The 15,861-nt window shown below is 54.4% G+C and carries 14 protein-coding genes; 9 read left to right on the top strand and 5 right to left on the bottom strand.

Annotated features, from left to right (window positions below; genetic code table 11):
* Positions 1-62 precede the first annotated feature (62 nt).
* Positions 63-1,220: an efflux RND transporter periplasmic adaptor subunit gene (locus QA596_03985; protein MDG5766616.1), complete on the top strand. Its 1,158-nt coding sequence runs from the start codon at positions 63-65 to the stop codon at positions 1,218-1,220.
* 134 nt (positions 1,221-1,354) lie between these two features.
* Positions 1,355-4,702: an efflux RND transporter permease subunit gene (locus QA596_03980; GenBank protein ID MDG5766615.1), complete on the top strand. Its 3,348-nt coding sequence runs from the start codon at positions 1,355-1,357 to the stop codon at positions 4,700-4,702.
* On the opposite strand, the gene cfa is transcribed toward QA596_03980, so the two are convergent.
* The gene (gene cfa, locus QA596_03975; protein ID MDG5766614.1) at positions 4,661-5,773 is read right to left on the bottom strand and encodes a cyclopropane fatty acyl phospholipid synthase; all 1,113 of its coding nucleotides are present in this window, start codon (positions 5,771-5,773) and stop codon (positions 4,661-4,663) included. The two genes, QA596_03980 and cfa, sit on opposite strands and share 42 nt — an antisense overlap.
* A gap of 321 nt (positions 5,774-6,094) precedes the next feature.
* On the opposite strand from cfa, the gene speD reads away from it, so the two are divergent.
* The 4 genes from speD to QA596_03955 are packed head-to-tail and all read left to right on the top strand — an operon-like array spanning position 6,095 to position 9,864.
* Positions 6,095-6,502 carry an adenosylmethionine decarboxylase gene (gene speD / locus QA596_03970; protein MDG5766613.1) on the top strand — a complete coding sequence of 136 codons (408 nt, stop codon included), beginning with the start codon at positions 6,095-6,097 and terminating at the stop codon, positions 6,500-6,502.
* Positions 6,503-6,521: 19 nt separating this feature from the next.
* Entirely contained in the window at positions 6,522-6,995 is a 474-nt protein-coding gene (locus QA596_03965) for an arginine decarboxylase, pyruvoyl-dependent (protein ID MDG5766612.1), read from the top strand.
* Between the two features lie 28 nt (positions 6,996-7,023).
* Positions 7,024-7,869 (top strand): polyamine aminopropyltransferase, encoded by an 846-nt coding sequence (gene speE / locus QA596_03960; GenBank protein MDG5766611.1) that lies wholly within the window; start codon positions 7,024-7,026, stop codon positions 7,867-7,869.
* A gap of 21 nt (positions 7,870-7,890) precedes the next feature.
* Entirely contained in the window at positions 7,891-9,864 is a 1,974-nt protein-coding gene (locus QA596_03955) for a BamA/TamA family outer membrane protein (protein MDG5766610.1), read from the top strand.
* Between the two features lie 129 nt (positions 9,865-9,993).
* On the opposite strand, the gene QA596_03950 is transcribed toward QA596_03955, so the two are convergent.
* Positions 9,994-10,869, bottom strand: a complete 876-nt coding sequence (locus tag QA596_03950) for a carbon-nitrogen hydrolase (GenBank protein ID MDG5766609.1) — start codon at positions 10,867-10,869, stop codon at positions 9,994-9,996.
* Positions 10,870-11,156: 287 nt separating this feature from the next.
* Between QA596_03950 and QA596_03945 the strand changes: the two genes are divergently transcribed.
* From QA596_03945 to QA596_03935, 3 genes are all read left to right on the top strand, one after another.
* Positions 11,157-11,474 carry a hypothetical protein gene (locus QA596_03945; GenBank protein MDG5766608.1) on the top strand — a complete coding sequence of 106 codons (318 nt, stop codon included), beginning with the start codon at positions 11,157-11,159 and terminating at the stop codon, positions 11,472-11,474.
* A 2-nt stretch (positions 11,475-11,476) separates the two neighbouring features.
* Complete coding sequence (locus QA596_03940; protein MDG5766607.1) at positions 11,477-12,313, top strand: DUF92 domain-containing protein; 837 nt, start codon at positions 11,477-11,479, stop codon at positions 12,311-12,313.
* A 162-nt stretch (positions 12,314-12,475) separates the two neighbouring features.
* Positions 12,476-13,777 (top strand): dicarboxylate/amino acid:cation symporter, encoded by a 1,302-nt coding sequence (locus tag QA596_03935; GenBank protein ID MDG5766606.1) that lies wholly within the window; start codon positions 12,476-12,478, stop codon positions 13,775-13,777.
* Between the two features lie 115 nt (positions 13,778-13,892).
* On the opposite strand, the gene QA596_03930 is transcribed toward QA596_03935, so the two are convergent.
* The 3 genes from QA596_03930 to QA596_03920 form a co-directional block, all read right to left on the bottom strand.
* Entirely contained in the window at positions 13,893-14,072 is a 180-nt protein-coding gene (locus QA596_03930; GenBank protein MDG5766605.1) for a hypothetical protein, read from the bottom strand.
* 175 nt (positions 14,073-14,247) lie between these two features.
* Entirely contained in the window at positions 14,248-14,886 is a 639-nt protein-coding gene (locus QA596_03925; GenBank protein ID MDG5766604.1) for a hypothetical protein, read from the bottom strand.
* 554 nt (positions 14,887-15,440) lie between these two features.
* Entirely contained in the window at positions 15,441-15,812 is a 372-nt protein-coding gene (locus tag QA596_03920) for a hypothetical protein (GenBank protein ID MDG5766603.1), read from the bottom strand.
* Positions 15,813-15,861 lie beyond the last annotated feature (49 nt).

The raw sequence follows: 15,861 nt of genomic DNA, 5'->3' as shown, positions 1-15,861 counted from the left end.
ATCGCAAAGCGCCACCGGTGCCATTGAATACTGGAATCCCTCAACAAGTATCCGGAAACCCTATGGATCCACTTAGCATACCTACCAGCAGTGACAATTCCCGAGACAACGGCGGTATCACCCCCTTATCCACAAAAAAAACATCCCGGCGTATCGCCTTTTTAGCGGTATTTCTGATGGTTACTGTATGGATGGCGGCCTGCTCCGGAGAGAATGACGAGAACAACGCCGAGAGCAGGGGAGACGAGCGCAGGGAAGTTTTGCCGACGGTGATTTTTGACCTTGCCGATGACAAGCCGCTTTATCACTATGTCGAAACCCAGGGAACGGTGGAGCCGCTGAACGCCGTCACGCTCTATAATCGCCTGGGCGGGTTTGTGGACCGGCACCTGATCCGGGAGGGGCGGCATGTGACAGCAGGGGATACCATACTGGCCCTGCAGGACGATGAGTGGCAGCTTGCGGTAAAACAGGCCCGGTTCGCGCTCGATAAAGCCGCCTCCGATTATGACATTGAACGGGAACAGCGGCTGAGGAACTCCGGGACGGAGCAGCTCCCCGACGAAATGATCCGCTTCCTGCAGAATGTGCACGGCCTTTCCGAGGCCAGGGTGCGGCTGCAACGTGCGGAACTGGATCTGAGTTATACGAGTCTCATTGCTCCGTTCGACGGCCAGATTCACACCCGGCGCAATGATTCCAGGGGCCAGTACCTCGCTGCCGGAACCGAGCTGGGGCAGTTGGTGGATGATTCGCAGGTACGGGTGCGCTTCGACCTTCTGGAGAGCGAACTTGCAACGGTGGAAGAAGGCATGCGGGTGGAACTGGAAACCGGATTCGGATATCGCACGGAAGGGGTGGTTGAGGCGGTTTCTCCGGTGGTGAGCCCGGAGAGCAAGACCGGACAGATTGTAGCCCTGTTCGACAACACCGACCGGCAACTGCGATCCGGCATGACGGTCGACGGACGGATTCTGACCAGGTCGGTACAGGGTCGGGCTCGCATCCCCCGTTCGGCAATGCTGGAGCGCGACGGCCGGCCGCTGCTTTTCCGCCTTAATAACCATACCGTCGAGTGGATCTACATCGAACCGGTAGCCGGTACATCGGAATGGGTGGTGATCGATCACCCGGATATCCATCCCGGTGATACGGTCGCCGTCGACCGGCATTTCGCAATAAGCCACCTGCAGCGGATAACCCCCCGTTTCCGGTTCTGATTAAAGCACCAACCCGCCGGATGAAACACTCCATGAATCAGCCCAGTCGTTACCTTGATTGCCTCACCCTCACCTTGCCGAATGACTGAACCTTCCCAACCCGGTACCCGGCCGGGTATCTTACGTGCAGACATATGAACGAATTGTTCCGGCGCAAATATCTGATTTCGATGTTTTACCTGATGGTAATTCTGGTCGGGGTTGTGGCATGGCATCGGATACCTGTGGAGATGTCGCCGGGAATCAATCTGCCAAGTATTACCGTAACCTATTACTGGAGCCGTACCTCACCGGAGGTAATGGAGCAGGAGATTTCCAGACGGGTGGAACAGCAGGTACGGCGCCTGCGGGATGTCGAGCGCGTGACATCCGTCTCACGCGAAGGGGTCTCCCATGTAACCATTTACTTCCAGAAACAGGCACCGGTCGAATACCGAATGGTAGAATTGCAAGAATACCTGCGTGTGCTGGAAAGCAATTTGCCGCCTGCCGTTCGGCCTGCCCGGATCAGCCGCCGGGTGCCGCAGGAGCTTAGAGAATTGCAGACGTTCCTGGTCTATTCCATCAGCGGCGAACGTGAGCCCCATGAACTGCTGGAGCTGGCGGAACGCACCATCAAACTGCCGCTGTCAGGGATTTCGGGTATCGCCGGTATCGAGCTGAGCGGTGTTCGCGATCCCACCTTGTTGATTGAACTTGATATCGCAGCCGTGGAACGGCTCGGAATTTCGGTTCCCATGGTGATGCGCCAGATTAACGACCGGCTGAATCATCGCTCTGCCGGTTTCCACGATGCCTCCGGTATCCGATACAGTATGCTGGTGCCGCCCGGGCTGCACAGTCTCGATGATATCCGCTCCATGCCGATTCCGTTGTCCGGGATCGAGCGAAGGGTGAGGGTGGGGGATATCGCAAATGTGACGATCAGCGATTATCCCGAACGGTCCAGTATGCGCATCAACGGGAACCCCGCGCTTACCATCCGGTTTGAGCGCGAAACCGGCACCGATGCAATGCAGCTTGCCGAAACAGTCATTGACCGGATGGATGAAATCCAGTCCGCCCTGCCGGCAGGGATCCACATTCAAATCGAGCGGGACGCCACCAGGGAGCTGCGCAAGGAGCTTGCTTTGCTCGAACGGCAGGCGATGATCAGCCTGATATGTGTTTTTCTGGTTCTGCTGGTTTTTATCCGGAAAGTCCGGGCACCGTTGGTCATTCTGGGAAGTATCCTGTTTTCCCTGCTTTTCGCAGTGATTATGCTGCAATTCCTCGGCTACACCATCAATGTGATTACCCTGGCCGGACTCACCATCGCCCTCGGGATGATCATCGACAACGCGGTAGTGGTGTTCGAACATCTGAATCCGGGCTTGCCGCTGTCACGCCGGGCACGGATCGACCATGTCCGCCGCAGACTGCCGCATGTGCTGGTCCCGGTGATCGGAAGCACGCTGACCACCGTCGGTATTTTTGTCCCACTCATTTTTGCCCTCGATGAGATCCGTATGTTTCTGATGCCGCTCGGCATGGCCCTTACGCTCACCCTGGTCTCTTCGGTGGTGATATCGTTGAGCTGGATTCCTTACGCGCTGATCTGGCTGGTCAGGATCCCGGCACCCGCCGCCGGCAGCAAGCCTTTCAAAAACACATCAGACAGGTTCGATCAGGCTGCCCATGATATCCCTTCCAATAGCATTTCCGGCAAACTGCACCCCAATGCAGGCGATGCGCTTTCCGGGAGCATTTCAGACGGACCCGGATACGATGCCGGCCTTACATACCGGAGAAATAAACCGCGTAGACGTACCGGCCGGATACTTCTCGGAATGTTCCTGTGGCGCCATCGCGTGCGGTGGCTGCTCTATCCCGCGCTACTGCTATTGATCGGTGTTCCGCTGCATCTGGTTTCGGAGCCGGAACCCGATGAAGACGGCAGTACCGGCCCCTGGCAAACCATATCGAAACCCTATTTCGAAAACCGGGAAAGTATCGATCCATATATCGGCGGACTCTCTTATCGCTTCAGTCAGCAGGGCCGTTTTGGGGAGGGATGGGCCGGTCTTCAGGAATATGACCACATCTCGATATGGATGCGTGCGCCGGTCGGTTCGCCTTTCGAAGAGCTGGACAAAATCATGCGCCAGTTTGAGTCGCTGGTTGAGCCGTTTGAGCATGTGGTGGACTACTATGAGTCGCATGTGTCGGAACTCGGGTCCAGTGCCCGGCTGCAGATCTATTTCCCGGACGGCTATCAAAGGCAGCCGGAGCCGTATATTTTGTTCGGGCGCGCAGCGTTTCTGGCAGCACGAACCGGTAATGTCGGCATCTCGGTCAGCGGATACGGAGAGTCTTTCTGGACGGGGTTTGGAGGGGGACAGCAAATGAGCAACGCCATCAACTTGAGAGGATACTCCTACGAACAGCTGGATGAAACGGCCAGGGAGATCCGCCGCCGGCTGCAACGTCATTCAAGGGTCACGGATGTCAATATAAACGCCTCCCCTCATTCAAACATCATGGGTGACCAGTATCATTTTGTTCTGACACCCGACGACGATCGCCTGATTCAACACGGACTGACCCGGCGATCTGTTCTTGAAATGCTGCAAATCGATATCAATCCGGAGTTCTCAACGTTTGGAAGAGTCACATTCGACAACCGCCAGATGTATCTGATTGCAAGCAACCGGCATGACCGCGCCTACAAGGAGCAGTTCCGGAACGTCCCGCGCCGGTTGGATGGGCGCATGTTTACGGTGGATGAAATCGCCGCTCTCCAAAGAGAGAGAGCCCTGCCCGAAATCCGGCGAGAGGACCAGATGTACACCCGTGTGGTTTCTTTTGATTATTTGGGGACGGCACGCCTCGCAAATGCAGTGAGAAACGATGTGATCGAGGGCCTACCCGTTCCTCCGGGAATGACCATCGAACGGGACACCCGCAACTGGTTTGCCGCAGAGGACTCCGATCGGCAACTGATTTTTGTGTTTCTGATGGCCATATTAAGTGTTTGGATGATTATATCCGCACTGCTGGAAAGGTGGCGCGATCCCGCCGTTATACTGCTTGCCATCCCCCTGGGAGGCATCGGAATTATGGCCGGGACACTGTTTCTCGACCTGCAGTTCGACCGCAGTGCCGTGGCGGGAGCCCTGCTGGTGATGGGTGTGGTGGTGAATAACGCCATTCTGTTGATGCACGGCCGGCACAGATATCGACAGCTCGGAATCCATGGACTGCGAAGCTGGATCTATGTCTACCGGGAAAAAATGCGGCCGGTATGCATCACCAGTTTTACAACACTGGCGGGTTTGTTGCCGCTTGTGCTGATGGGTGACAACATGTTCTGGCAAAACCTGGCAACGGTTGTCATCTGGGGCCTGGCTTCCAGTACCCTGTTTCTGATTCTGATGATGGGGATCTGGGAGCGGCCCGGGTTATTCCGGCCGTTCATACCCGCCGGGAATTCCGCTCGGTGAGAGCACGATCTGCCATACATTGAGTTTCCGGGCCTTGAAAGCCCCCGCGCAACTCTGCAGATAATAGCGCCACATTCGGAAGAACCGATCACCGTATTTCTCCAGAAGGCGATCCTGATGGCGGCGGACATTCCGGTACCAGTGCTGCAGGGTCTTCTGATAGTGAACGCCGAAATTGTGCCAGTCCTCCATCACAAAAAGATCCTCCCAGGCCAGCCCGAGCTGGCGAACGGACGGGATCATGGAGTTGGGAAAGATGTATTTGCCGATCCAGGGATCGGTTTTATGGACGGAACGGTTCCCGCCGATAGTATGCAGCAAAAACAGTCCGTCGGACTTCAGGCATTCCCGCGCCACCTGCATGAACCGCCGATAGTTCTTGACACCGACATGTTCGATCATGCCGATCGACCAGATGCGGTCGAACGTTTCGTCGAGCTCACGATAGTCCTGAAGACGAATTTCGACGGGATAGTCCCGACACATCTCCCGAGCTTTTTCGGCCTGGTTCCTGGAAACGGTGATTCCCACGCCCTCAACCCCGTACTTCTCTGCGGCATATTGAAGCGAACCGCCCCAACCGCAGCCGATATCCAGCACCCGCATTCCCTTCCGGAGTCCCAGTTTCCGGAAAATCAAATCCAGTTTCTGCTCCTGTGCCTTGTTCAGCGAGCGCGTCTGCTTCCAGTAGCCGCAGCTGTAGATCATGCGTTTGTCCAGCATGGCTTCGTAGAGGTTATCCCCGATATCGTAGTGGTGCTCTCCAATGGCAAATGCGCGGGCGGGAGACTGCAGGTTGAGCAACTTGGCCCGCGCCCAGGTACCGGCAAGCCTCACAGGGTGCAGCTTGCGGTCCAGCTCTTGCGACAACAGGCGATAGAAAAATTCTTCCAGATCTTCGCATTCCCACCATTCGTCCATATAGGCCTCTCCAAGCCCCAGCGAACCCTCGGAGAAAACACGCTTGTACAGTGCATCGTTATGTACCTGGATATCAAACGATCGCGATCCGTTGATCCTGACTCCTGTTTCCCGCAGCAGTTCTTCTGTTTGCGTTTGTAACTTGTTCATATTATCACCGGTCGGTTGTGAGCAAGTTATTGTCGGACAACTCACTTATATTATTAAAAATTCTAACAAGACTCCAAAATAAGCTGTCCACAATCCGCAGATATTTCTTTTGCACACTGATAAATTTTCCAGAATTTTTTTTAACTTTGTTTTCTCTGAAAAAAAGGAGCGCAATCATTGAAATTGAAGTTTCCAGGCGGCTTTTTTGCATTCATGTTGGGTGAATAAACCTGTCGTAATGTAAAGGGGCTTGCTTTTTTTTTATTCGAACGGTTACAGAGGCAACAACGATTTTTTGACCACAGGCAAGGACGGGAAGAAATGGAAGCATTAGGCAGACAAATACTGGTGGAATTTTACGAGTGCGACGAGCATGTATTGAATGACGTCTCACAGATCGAAGCGATCCTTCTTGAAGGTACGCGTGCATCCGGTGCCTCCATTATATCGCACAAATTTCATAAATTCAGCCCGCATGGTGTCAGCGGAATGGTAGTTATCGCCGAATCGCACGTGGCGATACATACCTGGCCCGAGTATTCCTATGCTGCCGTAGATATTTTTACCTGCGGCGACACCATCGACCCCTGGATTATTCAGGAGCATCTGAAAACGTGTTTTGACTCCAAAAATACTTCTGCCATGGAGATGAAACGGGGGATGTTCAAGGTTGCCGAAGGACAAAAACTGCTATTCAAGCCCGAAAACGCCGCTAAATTCGGCAATTAACAGAAGGAGACATGTATTGATGGAGATGGTTTCAACCCCGAATATTTTCTCGCTGGTAAAGGGGGCCGGCGAAGGCCGTATGCTGCTTAATGCGTTTGACCAGGCATTGCTGAATGCCGGTGTCGGAGATACCAACCTGATGAGGATGAGCAGCATCGTACCGCCCGGCGCCGTGGAGCGTGAAAAGATCGCATTGCCTCCCGGCGGACTCATTCCCGTCGCCTATGCCCATATCGACTCCGACCAGCCCGGTGAAATTATCTCGGCCGCCATTGCCGTGGCTCTGCCGGAAGATCCCGCACTGCCCGGTGTGATTATGGAGTACGAAGCGCGCGCCCCGCTCACTGTTGTCGAGGCAAAGGTACGGCAGATGGCCGAAGACGCGTTCGCCTACCGAAACCGTTCCCTCAAAGAGATCAAGTCGCTTGGTGTGGAACATACCGTCAGTGAGTGCGGTGCTGTTTTTGCCGGTGCCGTACTTTGGTATGAATAACTGCCACCTGAAACCGGACTGTTAGCCGATGCAATTCAACGAGTATTACAACGAGCGAACCGGCCTCACCGTCGGCATCAAAAAGAAACTGTTCTCCGAAAAAACGCCGTTTCAGCTGGTTGAGGTGTTTGAAACCGACACCTGGGGAAACATGATGACCATCGACGGAATGGTCATGCTTTCAGAAAAGGACGAATTTGTCTATCACGAGATGATTTCCCATGTGGGGATGTTCGCCCACCCCGACCCGCGCCGGGTTCTCATTATCGGTGGCGGAGACGGTGGAACCGCCCGGGAGGTATTGAAGCATCCCTCGGTTGAGCGGGTGGATATGGTCGAGATCGACGAGGCGGTGGTCAGAGCCGCCAAGGAATTTCTGCCCGGTGTCGGCGCGTTCGACAACCCCAGGCTGCACGTTCATTACGACGACGGGATCCGGTTCGTCAAAGAGGTCAAAGATCCGTATGATGTGATTATCATTGACGGGTCCGACCCCGTGGGACCGGCAGTCGAGCTGTTCAGCAATGATTTTTACAAGAGTTGCCATAACGCGCTGACCGAAAACGGAGTGCTTACCGCCCAGACCGAAAGCCCGTGGGTCGCGTCCTACCATCCCGCCATACGCAATCTCTTTTCGGCACTGGACGCCACGTTTCGGGTATCGGAGATGTATCTTGCTTTTATTCCGCTCTATCCGGCCGGTATGTGGTCGCTGGCCTTTGCCTCGCAGGGCATTCATCCGCACGATCCGGAAGTGATGAAACGGGTGGAAGAGGGCACCATCCGAATGGGATCTTCGTTACGTTATTATAACCGGGATATCCATCGCGGAGCATTTGCGCTGCCGGGTTTTGTCAGGGATATCCTCCGCTGATATGCCACCCAAAACCGACGTATGCCGAGGCAGCTCGCCCATTTTCCGTTGCAGAAACCGGCACGTGACGCCAGTCGCATAACGGCCGTAGCAGTCCGGTCGCTATTGTCGGCAGCCTTGTCGGTATCGTCCCTGTTCATATTGCTGTCACTTTTGGCGGCAGCTCCACTTTCCGGGGCAACAGCTGATACATCCCCCGACAGGGAATCGGGAGCACTCCGGGTGATCCTCTTTGAAGACGGAGTGGAAGCCACCCCGCCTTACGCGCTGCGGGATTCGCTGCAACTGCTTCACACACGGCAGGCAACACGCGGGGAAGCTGCACAGCAACTATTGCGGACTACAGAGAGCGAAGTTCAATTACTGGAACAGGCGGCAGCGGAGCTGATGGCGCATTACTACGCGTCCGGCGGCTTTTTTTCAGCTGAAATCGACAGCGTCCGGCTCAGGGATGAAGATACGGGTTCACCGGAAATAGCCATTCATACTCGTCCGGGATGCCGTTTCACCCTGGGCGAGCTTCGGTTCCGCGTAATCGAGAATCACTCGTCCGGCAGCACAGTGCGTTCACATTCATTTCAGTGGCAGGATGATCCTGACGAGTGGGAGGAGCCGGGGGGCTTCACCCGATTTTACGGCGAAGGGGATCCGTACGACGCCGCAGCCCTGGAGGCCGAATTCCGCAGAATCATCCACCATTACGAAGCGCAGGGGTATGTGATGGCGGGAATCGAAGTGGCCTCCTTTGAGCCGGTCCCGGAGCAGTGCGAAGTATATCTCCACGCGGCCATCATTCCCGGTGAGCGGTTTCATGCCGCCGGCGTTTTCACCGACGGACTGCAACAGCACGATCCGGGTTATGTGGAGGTGGCCTCCGGCATCCGGCAGGGAGATCTCATCACGCCCGGTCTGATTCGTGAAGGCCGCCGCAACCTCGAGAATACCGATTTCTTCCATGATGTGAGTGAGGGGGATGTGCGGATGCGGGACGGCGAGCCCTATGTCTACTATGAAGTGGACGAACGGCGCGCCAACAACTTCGATCTGATGTTCGGCTATGCCCCGGGCAGAGCCGACGGGTACAGCGTGATCGGCCGCGGTGCATTGCTCATCCGCAATGTGGGCTGGGCCGGCAGCACGATGAATATCTCTTTTGAACGGCTCGAAAGCATGGTAACCCGCCTGCGGACAGGCTACGGCCGACAGTGGATCGGCGGCATGCCGCTGGGAGGCGATATGCAATTCCATTTTATGCAGCAGGACACCAGCTATCAGGTCCGCAACTGGCAGCTGGAGGGTTTTTACGACTGGACCCCGGCTCGACGTGTATCGCTGAACCTGGGGTATGAGGGCGTGTCGGCCAATGATCATCCCGCCCTGCCGGTTCGTGTTCTCGACGGGGTTACCCGCTCGGCAGGAGCCGGTTTCCTGTTCGACAACACCGACAGCCGGCTGAATCCTTCCCGTGGTATCCTCTTCTCCCTGCGACTTGCAACAGGCTTTCGAAGAGTTACCGATGCACGGGCCGAAGAGCTGGAGAGCCGCGGGACCATGGTGCAGCAGCGTGTGAGCAGCACACTCAAAACCTATTTCAATCCGCTGCCACGCCAGGTGGCGGTCCTAAGCCTGAATGGCGCCACCGTAGAGTCGCCGGAATATACCGAAACCGACCTTCTGCGCCTGGGCGGCACACAATCCATCCGCGGATATCACGAGGAACAGTTCCATGTGGCAAGGCACGCCTGGGGCGAGCTGGAGTATCGCTACCTGCTGGACCCCTATTCGCATGCGTTTGTGTTTGCCGCGGCCGGGGGGTATGAGCGTCCGGCCATGCTGGGAGAAGAGGGGGGCGGAAGCTCCGGGTGGCTCTATTCCGGCGGACTCGGTTTTCGCTACCGTACGCCTGTCGGCCTGGTTCAGTTTACCTATGCCGTGTCGGCCGACGACCCGGTGCACAACGGCAAGGTGCATTTCAACCTGACCGCCGACTTTTAACCGGCTTCTTGTTCATCCGACACGAAGAGGAGGGATTGCCGGAGGCCGCGCGCCCCGACTGGCCGGCAGGGGGGGGCAATTTCATGGGATGCAAAGGCGTCCGGCTGCAAAGCCCCGGAGCGGAACCGGTCACGAATCTTCATCCAGCCATCGGGAAGTGACCGGCTGATACGTATCGGTGCGGCGGTCCCGGAAAAACGGCCAGGTCGTGCGGTGTCGGTCCAGTGCGGATGGCGCCATCTCTCCGGTAACGATTTTCTCTTCACCTCCACCCTGAGCGATCACCTCACCAAACGGGCCGCACAAGAAGGAGTGGCCCCAGAAGGAGAGCGAGCCTTCGGTCCCCACCCGGTTCACCGAAGCTACATAACATCCGTTGGCAATCGCATGGCTCCGCTGAATGGTTTGCCAGGCATCGCGATAGGTGTCGGAAACCGTCCCGGCTTCTTCGGGCAGGGAGGCGATCGCCGTGGGATAGACCAGCAGGTCGGCTCCCATCATGGCCGTTATGCGCGCCGCTTCCGGATACCACTGATCCCAGCAGATCAACACCCCGATCCTGCCATAACGGGTTTCAAATACGGAATAGCCAAGGTCGCCGGGGGTGAAGTAGTATTTCTCGTGGAATCCGGGATCCTCGGGGATATGCATTTTGCGGTATTTGCCGGCATATCGTCCGTCGGCGTCAATCACCACGGCGGTGTTGTGATAGAGTCCGGCGGCCCGTTTCTCAAACAGCGACGCGACGATCACCACTTCCAGCTCTTCCGCCAGTTTTTCCAGTTCAAAGGTAAGCGGACCCGGGACCGGTTCCGCCCAGTCAAAAAATCGGTCATCCACTTCACGGCAGAAGTAGGGCCACGCGAACAGCTCCTGAAGTATGATTATCTGCGATCCGCCGGCAGCGGCATCCCGGATCTTTTCGAATGTATTCCGGATATTGGCCGGGATATCGGCGCCGCAAGGCGTCTGAATCATGGCGATGGTTGTGGCGGGTCGGGGCATTTTCTCGGGATGTGGGTACGTGTTGTGCCTGAATGTATGTGACGCTGACTCATGTCCTGTCCGTAAGAGGCATGTGCCGGTAGCCAAAATTACAGCTAATTGTCCGCATTTAACAGGATGGAACAGGGTTTTCAGCAAAAGAAGCCGGAAGTGCCCGAGATCCGGGCCCGGACAGTTGCGAAACAGGCCAATACAGGGTATCTTTTTTCGTTTGATAACTACTATCTCAAACCCTGCACCCGGATGCGACCGGTACCCGTACCGGTGATCCAAGGAATTCGGTACACATGAGTAAACCCAGGCGAAAGCAACGATCCCGCAGAAGAAAAAAGGAACCGTCACAGCCCATGCTGCTGACGGCATACAACTACAAGCTGCTGGTTCTCGGCATCGTACTCGTTCTGGGAGGATTTGCCCTGATGTACCTGGAGGGGAAACAATTCGGATTTATCTCGCTGTATCTGTCGCCGATTATGGTTCTGGCCGGATTTGTAGTGGTCGCGGTATCGGTTTTCCGCACGGATCCGTCTCTTGAAGCGCAAGAAACCGGCAAGGACGCTGCCGGAACCGACTCCGGATCCGAGACAACCTCCAGCTCTTCCTGACATTGGCCGATCGCCTGCTCAACTATCTGTCCGGTTTTGTTCTTATTGTCATTTTTGTGCTGTTTTCCGATCCGACACAGCGCATCTGGATAATTGCGGCCCTGGTGCTGAGTCTCGCCGCGGTGGCATTTACCCTCCTCAATAACAGCCTTTCAATCGATGGCGCCGCCGCCGCACTTGCCGCCGGCACCCTGGCAATGGGACTGGGACACGCTACAGGCGCCGTTTTGCTGCTGTTTTTTTTCTTCAGCAGTTATCTGCTGGCCAGGTGGCTGGACAAAAAAGGCGATAATCGGGCACAGAAAGTGAGTGAACGCCGGAAGGGGGTCCAGGTGTGGGCCAACCTGTTCTGGTTTTTGCTGCTGCTGGTGCTCTGGGCACTGCTGGGCAGCAACTGGATGCTGGTGGCCGCAGCCGCTTCCATCTCCGCGGCCGCCTCCGATACCTGGGCTTCCGCCAGCGGCGAACGCCTCTCCGCACACGCCCGCCTCATCACCACTTTCCGGAAGGTACGGTCCGGCACCGATGGTGCGGTCTCTGTTCCGGGCACACTGGCCGGACTTGCCGCAGCCTTCATCATGGCCCTGCTTTTCATGCTGGCAGGATGGACCCTCGACTTCCGGGCTGCGGCCGTCATCATGATTTCAGCATTTTCAGGTTGTATCGCGGATTCCTATCTTGGAGCGATTTTCCAGGTGCATAAAGTCATGCACCGGCTGATTCTTTTTACGCGTAACTACCCGGTGATCAAACCGCTCAAGCGGCTGGTCCCCGATAACAACGGAGTCAATTTCCTGGCCACCGGCATAGCGGCACTCATCGCTTACATGCTTTACTGATCCATACCGCGACCTGTTTTCGGCTGTTGACACACCGGCTTGCCGGGCGGCACAACCAGCCGGTTACAGATCGGCAGCCGGTTGTCCCCGGAAATGGCTTCGCTTGCCGGACTTCGGTTCGCCGTGGTCCGGGACTCATTCACTCACTTTATTATTCGGTCTATGCCCTGGTACAAAACCCTCCACTGGCAAATCCTGATCGGCCTCATCGCCGGATTGATTTTCGGTATCATCGCCATACTCGCCGGCCTTCACGACTTCACCACCAACTTCATCGAACCCGTCGGCACGGTATTTATCCGGATGCTGCAACTGGTGGCCATTCCGCTGGTGATCGCCTCCCTGATTGTCGGTATCACCAACCTGAACGACCTCACCAAACTCTCCAGGATGGGGGGCAAGACCATCGGCATCTACATGGTCACCACCGTGTTTGCCATCACCATCGGCCTCACCGTAGTTAATGTCTTTGAGCCGGGCAAGGTACTTCCGGAAGAAACACGCGACGGACTCTTCGCCAGCTATAAGGAAAACATTGAGGGGCAGGAGGAAGCCGCCGCTGAACTGCTGGAGCGCAGCCCGCTTCAGTTTGTCGTGGACATCGTGCCCTCCAACTTTTTTGCCGCCGCTTCCAACAATGCCAATATGCTGCAAATTGTATTTGTGGCATTAATTATCGGTATCGGCTTGATGAAGATCCCGGAGAACAAAGCCAGGGTGCTGATTGACTTCTTTGATTCGCTAAACGATGTGGTCATCAAAATCGTGGAGATGATCATGAAAGTCGCTCCGTACGGCGTTTTCGCACTGATCGCCTCGGTCATTGTGGATCTGGGGGGCGAGGATCTGACCCGCACCGTTGAGCTGCTCCAGGCGTTGCTGGTTTATGGATTGGTGGTTATCGCCGGACTCATCCTGCACATGTCCATTGTCTATACAATCCTGTTCAAAATTTTCAGTTCAATGAGCATGTGGAATTTTCTGAAGGGGATCCGGCCGGCTCAGCTGCTGGGCTTCAGCACCAGTTCCAGTCTGGCTACGCTGCCGCTGACCATGGAGCGCGTGGAGAAAAAACTCGGGGTGCACGAAGAGGTGGCCAGCTTTGTGCTGCCCGTAGGCGCGACCATCAACATGGATGGTACCAGTTTGTATCAGGCGGTGGCTGCGGTATTCATCGCCCAGGCGGTGGGGATTGACCTGACACTCTCCCAGCAGCTGATCATCGTGATTACGGCCACTCTGGCATCGATCGGAACCGCCGGGGTGCCGGGCGCGGGGATTATCATGCTGGTGATTGTGCTTCAGGCCGTAGAGGTTCCTGTGGAAGGGATTGCCTTGATACTGGGAGTGGACCGGATTCTCGACATGTGCCGGACCGCCGTCAATATTACCGGTGATGCTGCTGTCTCCGTTGCAGTTGCAAGCACCGAAGGCCGCCTTGGCAAAGGGTCGTTTGATGATTGATGCCGTCGGTTGTCATGGGGTGGAAACGCCACATGCCCGGCTAATGCGATAGTTAGACGCGAACTTAAAGCTCGACAAGATTAATTTCATCAACGATCTGGAATCCACCAAGACCCTATTCATATGCGGAAGAGCGAAGGTTGACCTGATCGAGTTTCCCCTTTAAATGAAGTGCCCGAATATTTCGGTTATCCTTTTGTTGCTTTTTCAGTGTATCAAGATAAAGGTACACTTTTTGCACATCGTGCTCAGAAAGCTGATCAATCTCCTTTTTTACTTTGTCTTTGGTAGTCATATGGCAAATGAGTTGGCTTACTACTGCTAATTTAGCTAATGAAACCAAAAAAACATAAGTATGATGATCAATCCTGACAAAAAAGGGCAGGAGGGGGCAAACAGAGATAAAATTGGGAATTAAGTTTATTTAGCCAGTTTTTGATTGTTGCACTTCAATGTTGATACCAAGCTGCTTATCTCAAACGATATGAAACTCCGATGTGAGGGCTTAGAGTAACATGTCTTAGCGTGAAATCATCAAGATTCCTGTCCTTTTTATCATGATAGATAAACTCTGTCCATCTTGCAGACAGATTCATAAATACCATACCATTGCCGGAGCTAAATGTACCAAGCATCAGGTGAACTTTCCCGGACAGTCCAATTCCCATGCTGAATAAACGGTCATCTTCTACATCCACATCTGAATACATCAACGTCCGATCCTGAGCCGTTAGATTGATGCCTGTTAACAACTCCACTTTGTCAGTTATCGAGTGGACCCAAAATAGTTCCTGAGGCAGGGTCCTGTAGCGCAGATCCACATGATAAAATGACTCCAGAGTAACAGCGTTAAACGGTTCGAGGATGGTTGATTTTCCATATGAGAAGCCAATCGCATAGGCAAGAGGAAGGTTGTTTATCCGGAATCGTGTACCCAAGCTTCCACCAAATATCCAATTCGTCTGTGATACACCATGGGAAGTAGATACTTCGTCCGAATTGACCACATGGTATCCGGGGAAAATGGAAAATTCAAACCGATCCTGGCCCTTTAGCTTTGCAGGATCCGTCAGATTGAGGAATAGTATGGTGGCAAATAAGAAGAGCAAGCATCTGAGGGCCATTGGTATTTCTCCATTAATCTAATGAAGGATGATTGTTCGTGAGATGGAATTAGAACCTGCTTGCAGGTAGTATGTGTAAAGTCCATTCGGAAGCCTGTTGCCATTCGAATCAATCATTTCAAAGGAAACAGAATGGGTCCCGGCGTCAAATTGCTCATCGACAAGCGTAATGACCTTTGTCTGATAAGAGTTCGTTATCCATAGTTTGACATGAGCTGCTTCTACAATGTTAAATGATATAGTCGAAGACGGTATTACATCATTATCCGGACCTACAGAATTAGAGCACCCCCAAATCAGTGACAAAGAAAGCAGGAATGAGAACGTAACCGTTTTGTTTATCATGGCATATTAAGTATCTGAGGGTGATAAAATAAGTTCAAAAGGGATGATATTTGACTAAAGAATTCAGCAGTATAACTGATAATATACCCACAACCTTCCGTCCCTTGCACCGATTTATCACCAGTGAAAATCCGCCTTTCTTCTGGCAGGCATCGGAATTCCGCGGGGAGCGATTCCCATCGGTACGGCGCCGGTTACCTGGTGCGCTGGAAAACAGCTACGAGGTTGCCCTGCCAGGTGATCTGCTTTTCCAGCTCATAGACATGGGCTGTCTTCTCATAATCTATGTTCTGAGCATCAAAGACATGAGCAAAATTGACGGTGGCGTTTTTCTCTGTGACCAATAGCTTGCGGGTGGCATCGCCTGGTTTATCCATAAATACCAGATAAAGCTTTTCGTCAAGCTTGTGGGTCTGGTCGGTTGCCAATGCCAGATGATAATTATTGGCCTGGGTGATGGAAAGCTTCTGGCGGGTAACGATGTTTAGCGCCAGGGTTCCGTTTTTGTAGATCTTGGCAAGAGCCGGCTTGGACTGCTTGCTGCCGCTGATAATGTTGAGTTTCATGTGTTTATTTTTTTTTGATTCCTAATGTCACATGCAGCATCCATGGTCT

The organism is Balneolales bacterium ANBcel1 (assembly GCA_029688905.1).
In the GTDB taxonomy this organism is placed as follows: domain Bacteria; phylum Bacteroidota; class Rhodothermia; order Balneolales; family Natronogracilivirgulaceae; genus SLLW01.
This window is presented reverse-complemented; position numbering and strand designations above follow the sequence as displayed.